The organism is Microbacterium paludicola (assembly GCF_039529675.1).
Lineage (GTDB): Bacteria > Actinomycetota > Actinomycetes > Actinomycetales > Microbacteriaceae > Microbacterium > Microbacterium paludicola.
In genome coordinates, this window is the sequence record NZ_BAAANG010000022.1 from 42,281 (window position 1) to 59,788 (window position 17,508).

General features: G+C 71.4%; 17 protein-coding genes and 1 pseudogene. 15 read left to right on the forward strand and 3 right to left on the reverse strand.

Annotated features, from left to right (window positions below; all coding sequences use genetic code 11):
- The first annotated feature begins 19 nt into the window (after nt 1-19).
- The 7 genes and pseudogenes from ABD161_RS11290 to ABD161_RS11320 all read left to right on the forward strand — a co-directional run bounded on the left by ABD161_RS11290 (nt 20) and on the right by ABD161_RS11320 (nt 6,729).
- A complete protein-coding gene (locus ABD161_RS11290) occupies nt 20-781 on the forward strand; it encodes a regulatory protein RecX (RefSeq protein WP_344002778.1) in 762 nt (253 codons plus the stop codon).
- A 61-nt stretch (nt 782-842) separates the two neighbouring features.
- Nucleotides 843-2,387, forward strand: coding sequence for a tRNA (N6-isopentenyl adenosine(37)-C2)-methylthiotransferase MiaB (miaB, locus tag ABD161_RS11295; protein ID WP_344002781.1), 1,545 nt, complete (start codon nt 843-845; stop codon nt 2,385-2,387).
- A gap of 22 nt (nt 2,388-2,409) precedes the next feature.
- On the forward strand, nt 2,410-3,339 hold the full coding sequence (gene miaA / locus ABD161_RS11300) for a tRNA (adenosine(37)-N6)-dimethylallyltransferase MiaA (protein ID WP_344002784.1): 930 nt from the start codon (nt 2,410-2,412) through the stop codon (nt 3,337-3,339).
- Nucleotides 3,340-3,486: 147 nt separating this feature from the next.
- A pseudogene (locus ABD161_RS11305) lies at nt 3,487-3,810 on the forward strand (GNAT family acetyltransferase); the annotation flags it as partial.
- A 29-nt stretch (nt 3,811-3,839) separates the two neighbouring features.
- On the forward strand, nt 3,840-4,718 hold the full coding sequence (dapF, locus tag ABD161_RS11310) for a diaminopimelate epimerase (protein WP_135114727.1): 879 nt from the start codon (nt 3,840-3,842) through the stop codon (nt 4,716-4,718).
- Nucleotides 4,719-4,721: 3 nt separating this feature from the next.
- Nucleotides 4,722-5,297, forward strand: coding sequence for a molybdenum cofactor guanylyltransferase (gene mobA / locus ABD161_RS11315; protein ID WP_344002788.1), 576 nt, complete (start codon nt 4,722-4,724; stop codon nt 5,295-5,297).
- 67 nt (nt 5,298-5,364) lie between these two features.
- The gene (locus ABD161_RS11320; protein WP_344002791.1) at nt 5,365-6,729 is read left to right on the forward strand and encodes an APC family permease; all 1,365 of its coding nucleotides are present in this window, start codon (nt 5,365-5,367) and stop codon (nt 6,727-6,729) included.
- 18 nt (nt 6,730-6,747) lie between these two features.
- Here ABD161_RS11320 and ABD161_RS11325 read toward each other — a convergent pair whose 3' ends face one another.
- Nucleotides 6,748-7,392: a class I SAM-dependent methyltransferase gene (locus ABD161_RS11325; RefSeq protein ID WP_135114725.1), complete on the reverse strand. Its 645-nt coding sequence runs from the start codon at nt 7,390-7,392 to the stop codon at nt 6,748-6,750.
- Nucleotides 7,393-7,550: 158 nt separating this feature from the next.
- Here ABD161_RS11325 and hflX point away from each other — a divergent pair, with 158 nt between their 5' ends.
- Both hflX and ABD161_RS11335 read left to right on the forward strand, forming a co-directional pair.
- Nucleotides 7,551-9,107 carry a GTPase HflX gene (gene hflX, locus ABD161_RS11330; protein WP_344002795.1) on the forward strand — a complete coding sequence of 519 codons (1,557 nt, stop codon included), beginning with the start codon at nt 7,551-7,553 and terminating at the stop codon, nt 9,105-9,107.
- Entirely contained in the window at nt 9,104-9,703 is a 600-nt protein-coding gene (locus ABD161_RS11335; RefSeq protein ID WP_344002798.1) for a GNAT family N-acetyltransferase, read from the forward strand. The genes hflX and ABD161_RS11335 overlap by 4 nt, the downstream gene beginning before the upstream one ends.
- 162 nt (nt 9,704-9,865) lie before the next feature.
- On the opposite strand, the gene ABD161_RS11340 is transcribed toward ABD161_RS11335, so the two are convergent.
- Both ABD161_RS11340 and lexA read right to left on the reverse strand, forming a co-directional pair.
- On the reverse strand, nt 9,866-11,827 hold the full coding sequence (locus ABD161_RS11340; RefSeq protein WP_344002801.1) for an alpha/beta hydrolase family protein: 1,962 nt from the start codon (nt 11,825-11,827) through the stop codon (nt 9,866-9,868).
- 54 nt (nt 11,828-11,881) lie between these two features.
- Nucleotides 11,882-12,574, reverse strand: coding sequence for a transcriptional repressor LexA (gene lexA / locus ABD161_RS11345; RefSeq protein WP_344002886.1), 693 nt, complete (start codon nt 12,572-12,574; stop codon nt 11,882-11,884).
- Nucleotides 12,575-12,843: 269 nt separating this feature from the next.
- On the opposite strand from lexA, the gene ABD161_RS11350 reads away from it, so the two are divergent.
- The 6 genes from ABD161_RS11350 (at nt 12,844) to ABD161_RS11375 (ending at nt 17,282) form a co-directional block, all read left to right on the forward strand.
- Nucleotides 12,844-13,245, forward strand: coding sequence for a LysM peptidoglycan-binding domain-containing protein (locus tag ABD161_RS11350; protein WP_135114720.1), 402 nt, complete (start codon nt 12,844-12,846; stop codon nt 13,243-13,245).
- A gap of 36 nt (nt 13,246-13,281) precedes the next feature.
- Nucleotides 13,282-14,373, forward strand: a complete 1,092-nt coding sequence (locus ABD161_RS11355) for a histidinol-phosphate transaminase (RefSeq protein WP_344002805.1) — start codon at nt 13,282-13,284, stop codon at nt 14,371-14,373.
- Nucleotides 14,374-14,425: 52 nt separating this feature from the next.
- Nucleotides 14,426-15,031 (forward strand): imidazoleglycerol-phosphate dehydratase HisB, encoded by a 606-nt coding sequence (hisB, locus tag ABD161_RS11360; protein WP_135114718.1) that lies wholly within the window; start codon nt 14,426-14,428, stop codon nt 15,029-15,031.
- Nucleotides 15,028-15,714, forward strand: coding sequence for an imidazole glycerol phosphate synthase subunit HisH (gene hisH / locus ABD161_RS11365; RefSeq protein WP_344002811.1), 687 nt, complete (start codon nt 15,028-15,030; stop codon nt 15,712-15,714). Before hisB ends, hisH begins: the two co-directional genes overlap by 4 nt.
- Nucleotides 15,715-15,787: 73 nt before the next feature.
- Nucleotides 15,788-16,534 carry a bifunctional 1-(5-phosphoribosyl)-5-((5-phosphoribosylamino)methylideneamino)imidazole-4-carboxamide isomerase/phosphoribosylanthranilate isomerase PriA gene (gene priA / locus ABD161_RS11370; RefSeq protein ID WP_135114716.1) on the forward strand — a complete coding sequence of 249 codons (747 nt, stop codon included), beginning with the start codon at nt 15,788-15,790 and terminating at the stop codon, nt 16,532-16,534.
- Complete coding sequence (locus tag ABD161_RS11375) at nt 16,518-17,282, forward strand: SseB family protein (protein WP_344002815.1); 765 nt, start codon at nt 16,518-16,520, stop codon at nt 17,280-17,282. The genes priA and ABD161_RS11375 overlap by 17 nt, the downstream gene beginning before the upstream one ends.
- The last annotated feature ends 226 nt before the right edge of the window (nt 17,283-17,508 follow it).

Genomic DNA, 17,508 nt, shown 5'->3' on the forward strand with positions numbered 1-17,508 from the left:
TCGATGACCGGGGTGAGCGATGTCGACTGACGGGGGCGAGGACGAGCGCCTCGCCCCCGTCATCCCGCTCTTCGGCGGCGCGGCGACGCAGGGCGCCTCAGAGCGCTCCGACGCCGCGCCGGCCGAGGACGACGCCGAGGTGCAGGACTGGCACACCACCTGGCGCGATCTCGGATCGCGACCGGATGATCGTCGCCCCACCGCGGTGAAGCCTCTGCAGGTGACGCCGTCGCCGGGCGGTCCGCGCTTCGTCGAGCTTCCCGAGGACGACGGCGACGAGACCGATGCCGACGAACTGCGGGAGCAGGCCGAGGCCCGTCTGGTCAAGGCGCTGCGCCGACGCTCGCTGTCCGTTTCCGAGGCGCGCGCCCAGCTCCGGGAGAGCGAGCTCGACGCTGCGGTGATCGACGAGATCGTCGATCGCCTCGTGCGCCTCGGCGCCCTCGACGACGACGCGCTCGCGGATCAGCTCGTCTACGCGGGCGTGGAGCGCAAGAACCAGGGCCGTCGTGCGATCGCCCAGGCGCTGTCGGCGCGCGGCATCGATCGGGATGCGATCGAGCGCGCCCTCGCCGAGCTCCCGGACGACGACTTCGAGCGCGCGCTCGAGTACGCGCGCGGCAAGGCGACGTCCCTGCTGCGCTACGACGACCAGACGGCCCTGCGCCGCCTCAGCGGCCAACTCGCCCGGCGCGGCTACGGCGGCGGGCTCGCCATGTCGGCCGCCCGTGCGGCTCTCGACGAGGCCCGGCGGCCGCGCTCGGGCGTCCGCTTCGACTGATTCGGCGGCGATCCGCCGCTCAGGGACCCCCACGGGAACCGAAACGTAGAATGAGCACGCCATGACTACGCCTTCCAGCGCCCCCACCCTCATCGAGCCGTCGCCCGCCGCGTTCACCGCCGACGGCCGCCCGCGCTCGTACGAGGTGCGCACCTTCGGCTGCCAGATGAACGTCCACGACTCCGAGCGTCTCTCGGGCTCGCTCGAGAGCGCGGGCTACGTCCGCGCCGAGGCAGGCACCGACGCCGACGTCGTCATCATCAACACGTGCGCGGTGCGCGACAACGCCGCCGGCAAGCTCTACGGCACGCTCGGTCACCTCAAGTCCCGCAAGGACAAGCACGAGGGCATGCAGATCGCCGTCGGCGGCTGCCTCGCCCAGATGGACAAGGAGGCCGTGCAGACGAAGGCCCCGTGGGTCGACGTCGTCTTCGGCACGCACAACATGGGTTCGCTCCCGAGCCTCCTCGAGCGCGCCCGCCACAACGGCGAGGCCGAGCTCGAGATCCTCGAATCGCTCGAGACCTTCCCCTCGACGCTTCCGACAAAGCGCGACTCCGTCTACAGCGGCTGGGTGTCGATCTCCGTCGGCTGCAACAACACCTGCACGTTCTGCATCGTCCCGAGCCTGCGCGGCAAGGAGAAGGACCGCCGGCCCGGCGACATCCTGAACGAGCTGCGCCTTCTCGTCGACGACGGCGCGATCGAGGTCACACTGCTCGGACAGAACGTAAACTCGTACGGCGTCGAGTTCGGCGACCGTCAGGCGTTCGGCAAGCTGCTGCGCGCCGCAGGCGAGATCGACGGCCTCGAGCGCATCCGCTTCACCAGCCCGCACCCCGCCGCCTTCACCGACGACGTCATCGACGCGATGGCCGAGACGCCCGCCGTCATGCCTCAGCTGCACATGCCGCTGCAGTCGGGCAGCGACCGGATCCTGCGCGAGATGCGCCGCTCGTACCGCAGCGCGAAGTTCCTCGGCATCCTCGATCGGGTGCGCGAGCGCATCCCGCACGCCGCGATCTCCACCGACATCATCGTCGGCTTCCCCGGCGAGACCGACGAGGACTTCGAGGACACGCTGCGCGTGGTGGAGCAGGCCCGCTTCGCGAGCGCCTTCACGTTCCAGTACTCGATCCGCGAGGGAACGCCCGCCGCGACGATGCCGAACCAGGTGCCGAAGGAGGTCGTCCAGGAGCGCTACGAGCGGCTGGTCGCCCTGCAGCAGCGCATCACCCTCGAGGAGAACCAGAAGCAGCTCGGTCGCTCGCTCGAGGTCCTGGTGTCCACCGGCGAGGGCAAGAAGGACGCCGCGACCCACCGCCTGACCGGTCGCGCCGAGGACAACCGTCTCGTCCACTTCGAGGTGCCCGAAGGATCGCCGATCCCGCGCCCCGGCGACGTGGTCACCGTCACGGTCACTCACGCCGCGCCGTCGCACCTGCTCGCCGACTCGGCCGATGGCGCGCCCCTGCGCATCCGCCGCACCCGGGCCGGCGACGCGTGGGATCGCTCCCAGGCCGAGTCCTGCGCCGTGCCCACCCCCGGTGCCGCGGCCGGTGGTGCGGTGAAGCTCGGCCTGCCGACGCTCCGCGTGGGCGTGTGATGTGTCGCCCTCGGCGACCACGGTGAGCGAACGAGACGAGCCGACGCCCGCGCTGTTCGCGATCGTCGGCGCCACCGGCACGGGCAAGAGCGACCTGTCGCTCGATCTCGCCGACGCGCTCGCCTCCCGCGGAACCGCCGCCGAGGTCGTGAACGCCGACGCCATGCAGCTGTACTGCGGCATGGACATCGGCACGGCGAAAGTCCCCGTCGGTGAGCGGCGAGGCATCCCTCACCACCTCTTCGACGTGCTCGATGTGACCGAGGACGCGGCCGTCGCCCGCTATCAGCAGGACGCACGGGCGGCGATCGAGGACATCCACGCCCGCGGACGGCACGCGATCCTCGTCGGCGGATCCGGGCTGTACGTGTCGAGCGTGCTGTTCGACTTCCGCTTCCCGCCCCGCGACGAAGCGCTGCGCGCCGAGCTGGAAGCCGAGCTCGCGGACCACGGCGCCGGCGCGCTGTACGCCCGGCTCGAGCGGGAGGACCCGGCCACCGCGGCCCGCGTCGATCCGCAGAACGGCCGGCGGATCGTCCGTGCCCTCGAGATCCTCGCCCTGGGCCAGGCGACCCACGGCGCCGCGCTGCCCGACGAGCCGGTGTGGTGGCGCCCCGCGACCGTGATCGGCCTGCGGATGGAGCGTCCCGCGCTCATCGAGCGCCTTGACCGCCGCGTCGAGCGCATGTGGCACGAGGGGATGCTCGACGAGACGGCCCGCCTTCGCGAACAGGGGCTGGAGCGGGGAAAGACGGCCTCCCGGGCCATCGGGTACGCGCAGGCACTGGCGCAGCTGAAGGGCGAGCTGGCCCAAGCCGAGGCGATCGCCGAGACGCAGGCCCTCACCCGCCGCTACGCACGGCGCCAGGTGTCCTGGTTCAAGCGCTACGCGGACGTCTCCTGGTTCGAAGCCGGCACGGCGGATCCCGCGGCTCTCGCGGCGCGCGCCTGAGCAGGCCGGGATGTCGGCGGTAGCCGAAGCGGCTGGCAGACTCGATCAGTGACCGTCTCCATCCGAAGGTACGAGCCCGCCGACGAGACGCAGGTCATCGCACTGTGGCAGGACGCGGGCCTGACCCGACCGTGAAACGACCCGCACAAAGACATCGCGCGGGCGCGCGCCGTCTGGCCCGACCTCCTGCTCGTCGCCGAGGAGCACCAAGAGGTCGTCGGCTCCGTCATGGCCGGCTACGACGGCCACCGCGGCTGGCTCTACTACCTCGCGACCGCCGGACACCGGCGCGGCGAGGGGATCGGACGCGCGCTCGTGGCGGAGGCGGAGGCCCTCCTCGAGGCTCTGGGCTGTCCGAAGGTGATGCTCATGGTGCGCGCCGACAACGACGCGGTGCTCGAGTACTACGACGCCCTCGGATACCAGCGGGAGACGACGCGGGTGACCGGGCGCCGGTTGATCCCCGACTGACGGGCGTCTTCCCCGAATAGACTGGCGGGATGACCGAGATCGCCTTCACCAAGGGACAGGGCACGGGGAACGACTTCGTGATCGTCGCCGATCCCGAGGGCGAGCTCGACCTCACCGACGAGCAGATCGCGGCACTGTGCGACCGCCGGTTCGGAATCGGCGCCGACGGGCTCCTGCGGGTCGTGCGATCCGCGCGCCTGCCGGAGGGCGCGGCATCCCTCGGTGAGGAGCCCGACGCCGAGTGGTTCATGGACTACCGCAACGCCGACGGCTCCAAGGCCGAGATGTGCGGCAACGGCATCCGCGTCTTCGTCCACTACCTGCTCGAGTCGGGCCTCGCAGAGCTCCCGGCAGGGTCCACCCTGCCGATCGGCACGCGCGCGGGCGTCCGCGACGTCATGCGCAGCGAGACCGGCTACCAGGTCGACCTCGGCCGCTGGCGCGCCGAGCCCGGCGACCCGCTCGTGACGGCCCGCGGCCTCAGCGTCCCCCGGCCCGGTCTCGGCATCGACGTCGGCAATCCGCACGTCGTCGTCGCCCTCGCCTCCGAGGACGAGCTGGACGGCCTCGAGTTGTCCGCGAAGCCCCACGTCGATCCCGTTCCGCCGCACGGGGCGAACGTCGAGTTCGTGGTGCCGCACGAGCCGCTCGTGAAGGACGGGGTGGGGCGCGTGCGCATGCGCGTGTTCGAGCGCGGCGTGGGAGAGACCCTGAGCTGCGGAACCGGGGTGGCCGCGACGGCGCTCGCGGTGCGCGACTGGGCGGGGCGGGGCGCCCCGGACCACTGGCGCGTCGAGGTGCCCGGCGGTGTCCTGGGGGTGCGGATGTTCCCCGCCGAGGATGGCGAGCACGTCGCGCTGTCCGGACCGGCCGTGCTCGTGTACTCCGGCACCGTCTCGCTGGCCTGAGTCGTGAGCGGCCCGCTGCGCGCCATCGTGCTCGCGGGAGGGCGCTCGTCGCGCATGGCGGGACGGCACAAGCCCGCCATCCCGGTCGGCGGCGTGCCCATCGTGGCGCGGGGGATCGCTGCGCTCCGGCTCATCGGCGCGGAGCCGCTCGTCGTGGGCGAGGCCGACGGCGTGCCGGCGGGGACCCCTGTGATCCGCGAGGATCCGCCCTTCTCGGGCCCGCTCGCGGCCGTCGCCGCGGGACTGCGGGCGCTGGAGGCGCGCGCGGGCGGCGTCATCCTGCTCCTCGGCGGGGACATGCCCTTCGCCTCGCCAGCGACCCTGCGCAGGCTCGCTGAGAGCGCGAGCGCTGCGCGTCCGGCGCTTGCGGTCGACCCCGACGGACGCGCCCAGCCCCTCTGCGCGGCATGGGATGAAGCCGCGCTCCGCGAGCGCCTCGCGACGATCGGCGACCCCGTGAACCGCCCGCTGCGTCTCCTGCTGGGCGAGTCGCTCGCGCCGGTGCACATGCCCGTACTCGCGCCCGAACTGCTCGACGTCGACACTCCGGATGATCTGCGCGAGGCCGAGGACCTCTGACTACAGCGTCGGTCCGCGGCGACGCAAGCGCCTTGCAATCCGCGGGCGGACCGACTGAAGCGAAGCGATGAGCAACGCCACCGCCATCCAGCCGGTCGACGATCACTCGAGCCTGCGGCGCGCCATCGGCACGCCCCTGCTGTTCGCGTTCATCGTGGGGGACACCCTCGGGGCCGGCATCTACACGCTCGTCGGCACGATGGTGACGGACGTCGGCGGCGTCATCTGGCTGCCGTTGCTCATCGCCCTGGTCGTGGCGCTGCTGACCGCGGGCACCTACGCCGAGCTCATCACGAAGTACCCGCACGCGGGTGGCGCCGCGCGATACGCGGACAAGGCGTTCGGCAAGCCGTTCCTGTCGTTCATCGTCGGCTTCCTCATGATGGCGTCCGGGGTCACGACCGCGGCGGCGCTCGCGAACGCGTTCGCCGGCGACTACTTCTCGGCGCTGTTCGATGTGCCCGCCGTGCCCGTCGCGATCGGCTTCATCCTCATCCTGACGCTCATCAACCTGCGCGGCGTGAAGGAGTCGATGACCACCAACTTCGTCGCCTCGATGATCGAGGTCAGCGGCCTCGCGATCGTCATCGTCATCGCGGCCATGGTGTTCGGCAGCGGCGGCGGGGAACCCGCGCGCATCTTCGAGTTCGCTCCCGACGTGCCCCCGTTGCAGGGCGCGTTCTCGGCATCCATCGTCGCGTTCTTCTCGTTCCTCGGCTTCGAGGCGGCCGCGAACATGGCCGAGGAGGTCAAGGACCCCTCGAAGTCGTACCCCCGCGCGCTGTTCGGTGCCATCAGCACGGCCGCCGTCGTCTACCTGCTGATCGCCATCGGAGCTGTCATCGTGGTCGAGCCGACGATCCTGGCCGAGTCGACGGGCCCGCTGCTCGAGGTCGTCACAGCCAGCGGCTTCGCCCTGCCGTCGTGGCTGTTCAGCCTGATCGCCCTTGCCGCGATCCCCAACGGAGCGCTGCTGTTCATGGTGATGGCGAGCCGCGCCGCCTACGGCCTTGCCGAGGCAGGTCTGCTGCCGCACGCATTCGGCCGCGTCCTGCCGAAGCGCCGCACCCCGTGGGTGTCGATCGTGGTCGTGTCCGGCGCGACCATGCTGCTCAGCATCGTCGGCGACATCGGCATGCTCGCGGAGACGACCGTGCTCCTGCTGCTTCTCGTGTTCCTCACGGCGAATGTCAGTGTGCTGGTGCTCAAGAAGGACGTCGTCGAGCACAAGCACTTCTCGGTGTCGCGGGTGGTCCCGATCCTGGCGATCATCGCGTCGATCGTGCTCCTCACGCAGCAGACCGGCGCGGTGTGGCTCGGCACGGCCGGCTACATCGTCGTCGGCACGATCCTGTTCTTCATGGCGCGCGCGGGACGCAAGCGCGGCGACCAGAAGATCGCGGAGCAGTCGGGCACGACCGACACGATGTGACGGCCGGGCCGCGGAGGCTCAGAACCCCGGGATCGCGAGCGGTTCCGTGGGCGGCGAGCCGTGGCGGCGGACCTTCAGCACGCGGTAGCCCTTGCCCGTCGCTGTGCGGTAGACGCTGAAGCCATCGGCGAACGTCGTGCCCAGCCAGCGCTGGAGCGAGTCGGATCCGAGGTCGCGCTTGACGACGAGGTACGCGTCGCTGCGCTCGGCGAGGCGCGGGATCCACGTCTCCATGAGCTCGTGGAGCACCGACTTGCCGACGCGGATCGGCGGGTTCGATCGGATCGTGCGGAACGTCAGGCTCTCGGGAACATCGTCGGGCAGCACCGCGTTGACATTGGAGAGGCCGAGGGACTCCGCGTTGCGGCGCACGAGGTCCAGGGCGCGCTCGTTCACGTCGACGGCCCAGACACGGGCGTGCGGAGACATCATGGCCATGCTCAGCGCGATCGGACCCCAGCCGCAGCCGAGGTCGAGGAAATCGCCGCCGGAGGGCGGTTCGGGTGTGTTCGCGAGCAGGACCGATGTGCCGACGTCGAGGCGCTCGGGGCTGAACACCCCGGCGGCCGTCGTGAGCTCCACGGTGCGTCCGACCAGGGGCACTCGGATGCGGCGGTGGTTCTCGGGACTGGTGGGACTCGCGGAGAAGTAGTGATCCACCATAGGGGCCAGCGTACCGGAGCGGGCCGCCCGACGGCGAGGGGCGGAGGCCCCTCATCCGGCTCCGATCGGGCCCCGTAGCCGCAGAACCCCCGGAAGAATAAGCTGAAGAGCTCGATGCACGCGGATCACCGCGCAGCGCATCGGAACGAAAGGCATGGATGACTGACACCACCACACCCGATCCCGCCGCGAACAGCGTCGAAGACGACCTGGAGCGCGAGGCGGGAGCATCCGATCTGGTGGACCGCGTGCTGTCGCGCGCAGAGTCCCGCACCGGAGCACGGGTGTTCGGGGCCGCTCAGGCGCTGCAGGACAGGACGACCACGGGCGACGGATCCGCGGACGGCGACCAGTGGGACCGCGAGGAGCGCGCGGCGCTCCGGCGCGTCGCGGGCCTGTCGACCGAGCTCGAGGACGTCACCGAGGTCGAGTACCGGCAGCTGCGGCTCGAGAACGTCGTGCTCGTCGGCGTGTACTCGCAGGGCTCGCAGACCGACGCGGAGAACTCGCTGCGCGAGCTCGCCGCGCTCGCCGAGACCGCCGGCGCCGTCGTGCTCGACGGCGTGCTGCAGCGTCGTCCGCACCCCGACCCCGCGACGTACATCGGCCGCGGCAAGGCGGCCGAGCTGAAGGACATCGTCGCCGCCGTCGGCGCCGACACCGTGATCGCCGACACCGAGCTCGCGCCCAGCCAGCGGCGCGCGCTCGAGGACGTCGTCAAGGTGAAGGTCATCGACCGGACGACCGTGATCCTCGACATCTTCAGCCAGCACGCGAAGAGCCGCGAGGGCAAGGCGCAGGTCGAGCTTGCGCAGCTCGAGTACCTGCTGCCGCGCCTACGCGGTTGGGGTGAGTCGATGAGCCGCCAGGCCGGTGGCCAGGTCGGCGCGGGCGGCGCGGGAATGGGCTCGCGCGGTCCCGGTGAGACGAAGATCGAGCTCGACCGTCGCCGCATCCGCACGAAGATGGCCCAGCTGCGTCGTCAGATCCGCGACTTCGCGCCGGCGCGGGAGGCCAAGCGCGGTGAGCGCAAGCGCAACACGATCCCCTCGGTCGCGATCGCCGGCTACACGAACGCGGGCAAGTCGAGCCTGCTGAACCGCCTCACGAGCGCCGGCGTGCTTGTGGAGAACGCCCTGTTCGCGACCCTGGACGCCACGGTGCGCCGCTCAGAGACGTCTGATGGGCGCGTGTACACGCTCGCCGACACGGTCGGGTTCGTGCGCAACCTGCCCCACCAGCTCGTCGAGGCGTTCCGCTCGACGCTGGAGGAGGTCGCCGACGCGGATGTCATCCTGCACGTCGTCGACGCGCATCATCCGGATCCTGCCGGTCAGATCCAGACGGTCCGCGACGTGATGGGCGATGTCGGCGCACGCGACATCCACGAGATCGTCGTGTTCAACAAGGCCGACCTGGTCGACGAGGACACGAAGATGGTGCTGCGCGGCCTCGAGCCGAAGGCGGTGTTCGTGTCCTCTCGCACCGGCGAGGGGATCGACGAGCTGCGCACGGTGATCGAGGCGGCCCTGCCGCTGCCCGACATCGAGCTGCGCGCCCTCGTGCCGTACGAGCGCGGCGATCTGATCTCGGCGATCCACGAGCAGGGGCACCTGCTCGAGCGCTCGCACGAGGAGGGCGGCACGCTGGTGCACGCGCATGTCTCGGAGCGCCTGGCCGCGGCGCTCGAGCCGTACCGCGTGGCCGGACGATGAGGATCAGGCAGTATCAGCCGGCCGATCGAGACGCGGTCGCCGAGATCTGCCTGCGCACCGCCGACAACGGATCGGATGCCACCGGGGTCTTCGAGGACGACACGCTGTGGGCCGAGGTGTTCGCGCTTCCGTACGTGACGCGGCATCCCGACCTCGCGTTCGTCGTCGAGGCCGAGGACGGCAGGGTCGTGGGCTACGTGATCGGCACGGACGACACGGACCGGTTCGAGGAGTGGTTCCGCGACGAGTGGTGGCCGCGCGTCGCTGCGCGTCACCCGCAGCCCGAGGTCGAGCGCACGCGTCAGGACGGCACGCTCATCTACGCGTACGGTCGTCGCCCGGGCGCCGAGCCGTACGCCGGCCTCGGCTACCCGGCGCACCTGCACATCGACCTGCTGCCCGAGGCGCAGGGTCGGGGTCTCGGGCGCCGCCTGATCGAGACGCTCTTGGACGAGCTGCGCCGTCGCGGTGTGCCGGGGCTTCACCTCGTCGCCTCCGACAAGAACACCGGGGCGCTGGCGTTCTACGACCGCCTTGGTCTCACGCGCCTGGAGTCCCACCCGGGAGTGCAGGCCTTCGGCGTCCAGCTCGGCTGAGCGGATGATCGTCGGCGGCTGACCGCCGCGCTGGCCGCATCCAGGCTCAGCGAGCCTGCGGCAGGCCCACCCGCACCGGCAGGCGACTCCCGCCCCATCCGGCCTGTATCCGGGCGCTCCGGTCGCCAGAGCGCGCGCTGGTCAGAGCCGGGCTCGCGTGTTTCAGTCGAGCTCGATCGGCGGGACGCCGGGCGTCTCGAAGCCGAGGAGGCGGCCGAGGAAGGCGAGCTCGGTCTCGAAGGCGCGCTCAAGGGTGGCGGCCTGGCGGAAGCCGTGCGACTCGCCCTCGAACAGCACGTACTTGTGCGGCACGCCGTTGGCCGCGAGCGCGTCGCGCAGCGCCTCCGACTGCGACGGGGGCACGACCGGGTCGTCGGCGCCCTGCAGGATGAGCAGCGGCGTCCGGAGCGTCTCCGGGCGCGACAGCGGCGAGCGGCTGACGTAGAGCGGCTCGGCCTGGGGGAGCGGCCCCACCAGCCCGTCGAGGTAACGCGCCTCGAAGTCGTGGGTGTCCTCCGCGAGGCGGCGGAGGTCGGCGACGCCGTAGCGGCTGATGCCCGCGGCGAACACGTCCGTGTCGGCGACCGCGCACAGCACCGTCCATCCGCCCGCCGAGCCGCCCTTGATGGCGATCCGCGCCGGATCCGCGAGTCCGGCTCCGGCGAGGCCGCGCGCGGCGGCAGCCGTGTCCGCCACGTCGGCGATGCCCCAGCGTCCCCGCAGCCGCTCGCGGTACGCGCGACCGTACCCGGTGGAACCGCCGTAGTTGACGTCGAGCACGCCGATGCCGCGGCTCGTGAAGTACGCCACGGCGAGCGACAGCTCACCGGATGAGTGCGCGGTGGGGCCGCCGTGGACGAGCACCAGGTACGGCGGCAGCTCACCCGACGGAGCCTCGACGTCCGGATTCGTCGGCGAGTACGCGAAGGCGTGCACGTCGCCGTCGGGGCCCTCGAACGTGAGCGCCCGCGACGGAGGCAGCCAGCCCGGATCGAGCGCCGCGACGCCCCCGCGGATCGCCCCGAGCGTGCGTGCATCCACGTCGAGCAGCCACAGACCGCCCGGCACCTGGGTTCCCGCACCTGTCAGAAGCACCTTCTCGCCGCGGGCGTCGCGCATCAGGATGCCGCTCGATAATGGGGTCTCGAGCGTTTCCACGCCGCCGCGGGTCGGATCGAGCAGGATGAGCCCGTCGGTGCCGTGCGTGTGCACCGCGACTACCCGGCCATCGTCGAGCGGCGCATACCAGCGTGCGCCGAGGTTCCACAGCGGGCCGCCCGTGTCGGCGTCGACGGGGTAGAGCGGCTCGGGGCCGGTCGCCACCAGCCCGTCGAAGCGCACCCAGCGCAGGTTCCAGCGCCCACCGCCCGGCCCGTCGCCTGCCGGATCCGCGCTGAACATCAGCTCGTGATCGCCGGTCCACTCCGGCTGCAGCGCGGCGACCGGACCCTCGGGCGTGCGGCCGCCCGCCACCACGACGTGCTCGACGACGATGCCGTCGGAGCCGAGGCGCCCGACGCGGAGCTCCGCCGCGTCCCAGGGCATGTCGGGGTGATCCCACGCGATCCAGGCGAGTCGGTCGCCGCGCGGAGCGGGGTAGGCGAGGAAGTCGGATCCGGCGACGACGCTCAGGATCGCGGACGCATCGTCGGACGCCGAGCCGTCGAGCGGGATCACCACGATGTCGCGCGAGGGCACAGGGTCTTCGCCCCGCGTCTCACGCACGGCCCAGAGTCGGCCGTCGACGTACGTCAGGTCGCCGAACGCCATGCCCAGGTCGCCGGGAGTCAGCGGTACCGGGTCGCCGCCGACGGCCATCCGGTGCACGCGCTGGTCGGAGCCCTCGACGAACAGCAGGTCGCCCTCGTCCGTGGTCGTCCAGGCGCCGCCGCCGTACTCGTGGACACGCGACCGCGCGCTCCACGGTGCCGGCAGCAGGACATCGGGATCGTCGTCGCCCTGCCGTACAACGGCGGTGCGGCCCTTCTCAGCCGGGATCGTCTCGCTCCACCAGATCTCCCCATCGGGCCCGACGAAACGCGCGCCGTCGAGGCGCGGCGACCCGCCGGCGATGTCGGACGCCGAGATCGGCGACGGCCAGGATCCATAGGGGAGCGTGGGCATAACCCCACGCTATCGGGAGGCTCCGACGTGCTGCCGGGCCCCCCCAGTGCAGGATCAGACCGCGCGCATCACCGCGACGATCTTGCCGAGCACGACGGCCTCGTCGCCGAGGATCGGCTCGAACGCCGAGTTTCGCGGCAGCAGCCAGGTGTGGCCGTCGCGCTGGCGGAACACCTTGACGGTCGCCTCGCCGTCGAGCATCGCCGCCACGATGTCGCCGTTCTCGGCCGTGTTCTGGACGCGCACGACGACCCAGTCGCCGTCGCAGATGGCGGCGTCGATCATCGACTCGCCGCTGACCTTGAGCATGAACAGCTCGCCCTTGCCGACGAGCTGGCGGGGCAGCGGGAAGATCTCCTCGACCTGCTGGTCGGCGGTGATCGGCACGCCCGCGGCGATGCGGCCCACGAGCGGGACCATCGCGGCGTCGCCGACCGAGGGCACGCCGGCGTCGAGGTTCTCGCCCGACTGGCCCGGCAGGTCGATCAGCACCTCCATCGCGCGCGTCTTACCGGGGTCACGTCGGAGGTAGCCGCTGAGCTCGAGCTGACCGAGCTGGTGGGTCACGCTCGACAGCGACTTCAGGCCGACGGCGTCGCCGATCTCGCGCATCGTGGGCGGGTAGCCCTTCGACTGGATGGAGCGCTGGATGACCTCGAGGATGGCCAGCTGCTTCTCGCTGAGGCTCTTGCGCCGGCGCGTGCGGCGCTTCTCGTCGCTCTCGGCGATCGACTCCGTGGCGGGCATCGTGACGGCGCTCATCTGACCGGCTCCTTCTCCTCCGACGTGAATGTCGGTGGCCCGTGGTGGGGTGTGTCTCGTCATCGAAACCGTATCCGAACGGCGCCGTGATTCGGAAGATCTGTTCGAGCGTGTCGCGGATCGGATCGGATCGGTTTTCGAAGAACAGATTGACACATTCGAAGATTCGAAGATAGATTCGGAACAGAGCTTCGCATCCGGCCCTCCCGGCCGAGGTGCCGGATGCGAAGCTCTCCGAACACGAAGGAGCACCGATGAGCACGGTCAGCATCACCGCATTCGAGGTCCCGGCCCGCACGCGAGTGAGCGGCACCGCCCGCACCGCGGCGCCGGCCACGCGCCTGCGCCTGACGCGTCGTGGACGCCGTGTGCTCGCCGCGATGGCGGCGACGCCGATCGCGATCGCCCTGGGGCTCGCAATCGTCTCCGGCGGCAGTGCGCTCGCCTCGCGCGAGGACGGCGCTCCCGCCGGCACGTTCGACACGGTGACCGTGCTGCCCGGCGAGTCGCTCTGGGCGATCGCCGAGGAGGTCGCGCCGAACTCCGATCCGCGCGACGTCGTCGACGCCATCATCAGCCTGAACCAGCTCTCGTCGTCCGCCGTCATGGCCGGCGAGCGCCTGTCGATCCCCGCCGAGTACTCCAGCGCGGGCTGACCGCGTGCGGGAGCGGGTGTCGCACTCGCCTCTAGCATGGAGAGCGTGACGGTCTCTCTCGACGACTTGCCGATCCGCGCCGATCTGCGCGGCCAGAAGCCCTACGGGGCGCCCCAGGCGCCGCTTCCCGTGGCCCTGAACGTCAACGAGAACACGCATCCCGTGCCGGAGGACGTCGCGAACGACATCTCCGACGCCATCGCCCAGGCCCTGCGGGATGTGAACCGCTACCCCGACCGCGAGTTCACCGAGCTGCGCGAGTCCTTCGCCCAGTACCTCGGGCACGGGGTCGACTCGTCGCAGATCTGGGCGGGCAACGGCTCGAACGAGGTGCTGCAGCACGTGCTGCAGGCGTTCGCCGGTCCCGGTCGCACCGCGTTCGGCTTCGAGCCGACGTACTCGATGTACCGGCTGCTGTCGCGGGGCGTCGGGGCCGAGTGGCTCGCCGGCACGCGGGGTCACGACTACCGGATCGACCCGGAGGACGCCGCCCGCCAGGTGGCCGACGCCCACCCCGACGTCGTCTTCCTGTGCGCGCCGAACAACCCCACGGGCACGCCGCTCTCACTCGACGTCGTGGAGGCCGTGTACGACGCCACGGACGGCATCGTGGTCGTCGATGAGGCCTACCAGGAGTTCGCACCGAAGGACTCTCCGTCCGCCCTTACGCTGCTCGGCGGACGTCCGCGCCTCGCGGTCTCGCGCACCATGAGCAAGGCGTTCGCGTTCGCGGGCGCACGGGTGGGATACCTGGCGGCCGACCCGGCGCTGATCGACGCACTGCGTCTTGTGCGCCTGCCGTACCACCTCAGCGCCCTCACCCAGGCGGCTGCGACCGCCGCGCTGCGTCACGCCGACACGATGCTCGCGATGGTCGACGAGATCATCCTGCAGCGCGACCGGATGGGCGCGACGCTGGAGGCCCTCGGCTATCAGGCCCACGAGTCGTGGACGAACTTCATCCTGTTCGGCGGCGTCGCCGACCCCGCGGCCACGTGGCAGGCGCTCTACGAGCGCGGCGTGCTGATCCGCGACATCGGCATCCCCGGTCACCTGCGGGCGACCGCGGGCACCGAGGAGGAGACGACCGCGTTCCTCGAGGCTCTGTCCGAGGTCGGAGGGCGCTGAGGGGATCCTCGGTGCCGGACGGCCGTGGCCGCCTCACGACTAGGATCGAGGCATGACGACTGCCCGCATCGCGCGCCGCACCCGCTCCACCAGCGAGTCGACGGTGGAGCTTGAGCTGAACCTCGACGGCACGGGAAAGAGCTCGATCTCGACGAGCGTCCCGTTCTTCGACCACATGCTCACGGCGTTCGCGAAGCACTCGCTCACGGATCTGACCGTGACGGCGACCGGCGACACCCACATCGACGCCCACCACACGGTCGAGGACATCTCGATCGTGCTCGGGCATGCCATCCGTGAGGCGCTGGGCGACAAGTCGGGCATCTCGCGCTACGGCGACGCGCTCGTGCCGCTGGACGAGGCACTCGCGCAGGCGGTCGTCGACATCTCGGGGCGCCCGTACCTGGTGCACGAGGGCGAGCCCGCGGGCTTCGAGCAGCACCTCATCGGCGGGCACTTCACCGGGTCGCTTGTGCGCCACACGTTCGAGGCGCTGGCGTTCAACGCCGGGCTGACGGTGCACGTCCGCGTGCTCTCGGGCCGCGACCCGCACCACATCGCCGAGGCCGAGTACAAGGCGTTCGCGCGGGCTTTCCGGCAGGCGAAGGCGCTTGACCCGCTCGTCGACGGCGTGCCATCCACCAAGGGAGCGCTGTGACCGACGCCGAGACGCAGGATGTCGTCGGGACCGGCGAGCGCCGTCCCGTCATCGCGGTGCTCGACTACGGATCCGGCAACATCCACTCCGCCGTCAAGGCGCTGCAGGCGGCGGGCGGGGATGTCCGCCTCACACGCGATCGCGGGCTGATCCAGGATGCCGATGGCCTCCTCGTGCCTGGCGTCGGCGCGTTCAAGGCGGTCATGGAGCAGCTCCGGACCGTGCGCGGCCCCGAGCTGATCGAGCGGCGCCTGGCGGGCGGCCTGCCGGTGCTCGGCATCTGCGTCGGCATGCAGGTGATGTTCGAGCGCGGCGTCGAGCGCGGCGTCGAGACCGAGGGCCTCGGCGAGTGGCCGGGCGTCGTCGAGGAGCTCAAGGCGCCGGTCGTGCCCCACATGGGCTGGAACACGGTCGAGCCCGGCGAGGGCTCGCGCCTGTTCCGCGGCCTCGAGGGAGAGCGCTTCTATTTCGTCCACTCCTTCGCCGCCCAGGACTGGACGCTCGAGGCGCACGGGCCCTTCGCGAAGCCGGTCGTCACCTGGGCCCAGCACGGCGGGCACTTCCTCGCCGCCGTCGAAAACGGCCCGCTGTCGGCCACCCAGTTCCACCCCGAGAAGTCGGGCGACGCGGGCATCCGGTTGCTGCGGAATTGGATCCAGAGCCTGCCCGGGGCTACCCTCTGAGATCGTGCCCGCGACGGGAGATCCCCGGCGCGCACCGTCCTCACCCGGGGCGGTCGAACCCACACCAGGAGCTATGAACGATTTCGCGTCCACGCCCGGACTGATCCTGCTTCCCGCCGTCGACGTCCAGGGCGGCAAGGCGGTGCGCCTCACGCAGGGCGCGGCCGGCACCGAGACCGATTACGGCGACCCGATCGAGGCCGCGGAGAACTGGGCCAAGCAGGGCGCGGAGTGGATCCACCTCGTCGACCTCGACGCGGCGTTCGGCCGCGGCAGCAACGCCGGCATCCTGCGCAAGGTCATCAAGCACATGCGCGGCATCAACGTCGAGCTGTCGGGCGGCATCCGCGACGACGCGTCGCTCGAGGCCGCCCTCGACAGCGGCGCGCAGCGCATCAACCTCGGCACGGCGGCCCTCGAGAACCCCGAGTGGACGGCATCGGTGATCGGCCGTTACGGCGAGTCCATCGCGGTCGGCCTCGACGTCCGCGGCACGACGCTCGCGGCCCGGGGCTGGACCCAGGAGGGCGGCGACCTCTGGGAGGTGCTCGAGCGCCTCGAGGAGGCCGGCTGCAGCCGGTACGTCGTGACCGACGTCACCAAGGACGGCACCCTCCGCGGGCCGAACCTCGACCTCCTTCGCGAGATCACCTCGCGCACCACGAAGCCGGTCGTCGCCTCGGGCGGCGTCTCGAGCCTCGACGACATCGCCGCGCTGCGTCGCCTCGTGCCGAACGGCGTCGAGGGCGCGATCGTCGGCAAGGCCCTCTACGCGGGTGCGTTCACGCTCGCCGAGGCACTGGATGTCGCAGCCGACTGACGGCGATTCCGCGGGCGTCCCCTGGGAGGGGCGCCACTTCGAGTCGAACCCGCATTCGGGGGACGACGGATCGGCGGATCCCGCGCTGCTCGCGGCGCTCACGGCGTTCCGCGAGGGAACGGGCGACCAGGTCGCGGTGATCGACGCGCTGCGTCATGCGCGCGTGCTGATCCCGCTCGTCGCGGAGAAGGGCGACGAGGGCGTCGGTCCTCACGGCCTCGTCGTGGACAAGACCCAGGAGCTGTCGATCGTCACGGTCGCCGCGCCGGATGGCCGCAAGGTGCTGCCGGTGTTCAGCTCGGTCGAGGCGCTCGCCCGGTGGGACGCGAAGGCGCGGCCGATTCCCGTCGAGGCCGTGCGCGCCGCCCTTGCCGCGTCGGCCGAGCAGACCGATCTGATGGTGCTGGACCCGACCTCCGACACCGAGTTCGTGGTGCGCCGGCCGGCCGTGTGGGCGATCGCCCAGGGCGAGCCGTGGAGCCCGAGCTTCGCAGACCCGGATGTGTTCCTCGGCCTGCAGCAGAGCATCGCGGGCGAACTCGCCGTGCTCGATCTGACGGTCGAGCAGGGCGACCCGACCGCGCGCCTGCGCGGGCCGGAGCTCGTTGTGCGCCTCACCCTCATGTCGGGTCTTGACCGCAGCGAGCTGGATGCCGTGCTGGCGCGTCTCGCGCGGCGCTGGTCGGCGGATGACCGCGTCGCCACTCTCGTCGACAGCCTCTCCGTCAAGCTCACCGCCGCCGACTGACAAGAACGCCGCCGCGGAGCGAGCCGGTGCCCCCGGATCGCGTGTCAGCGGAGGCGGAGGGGATTCCCGTGCCGCAGTAGGGGGTGAGCGAGGAACGAGCGATCCGGGCCCCCGCTGCGAAGCGGGAATCCCCGAAGCCGCAGCGGAAGCCCCGCCAACCGCCGCTCGCGTTCCACAAGAGAATGTGTGCGGTCCTCACTGCCCAGCGCGGTACGGAGGGATCCTG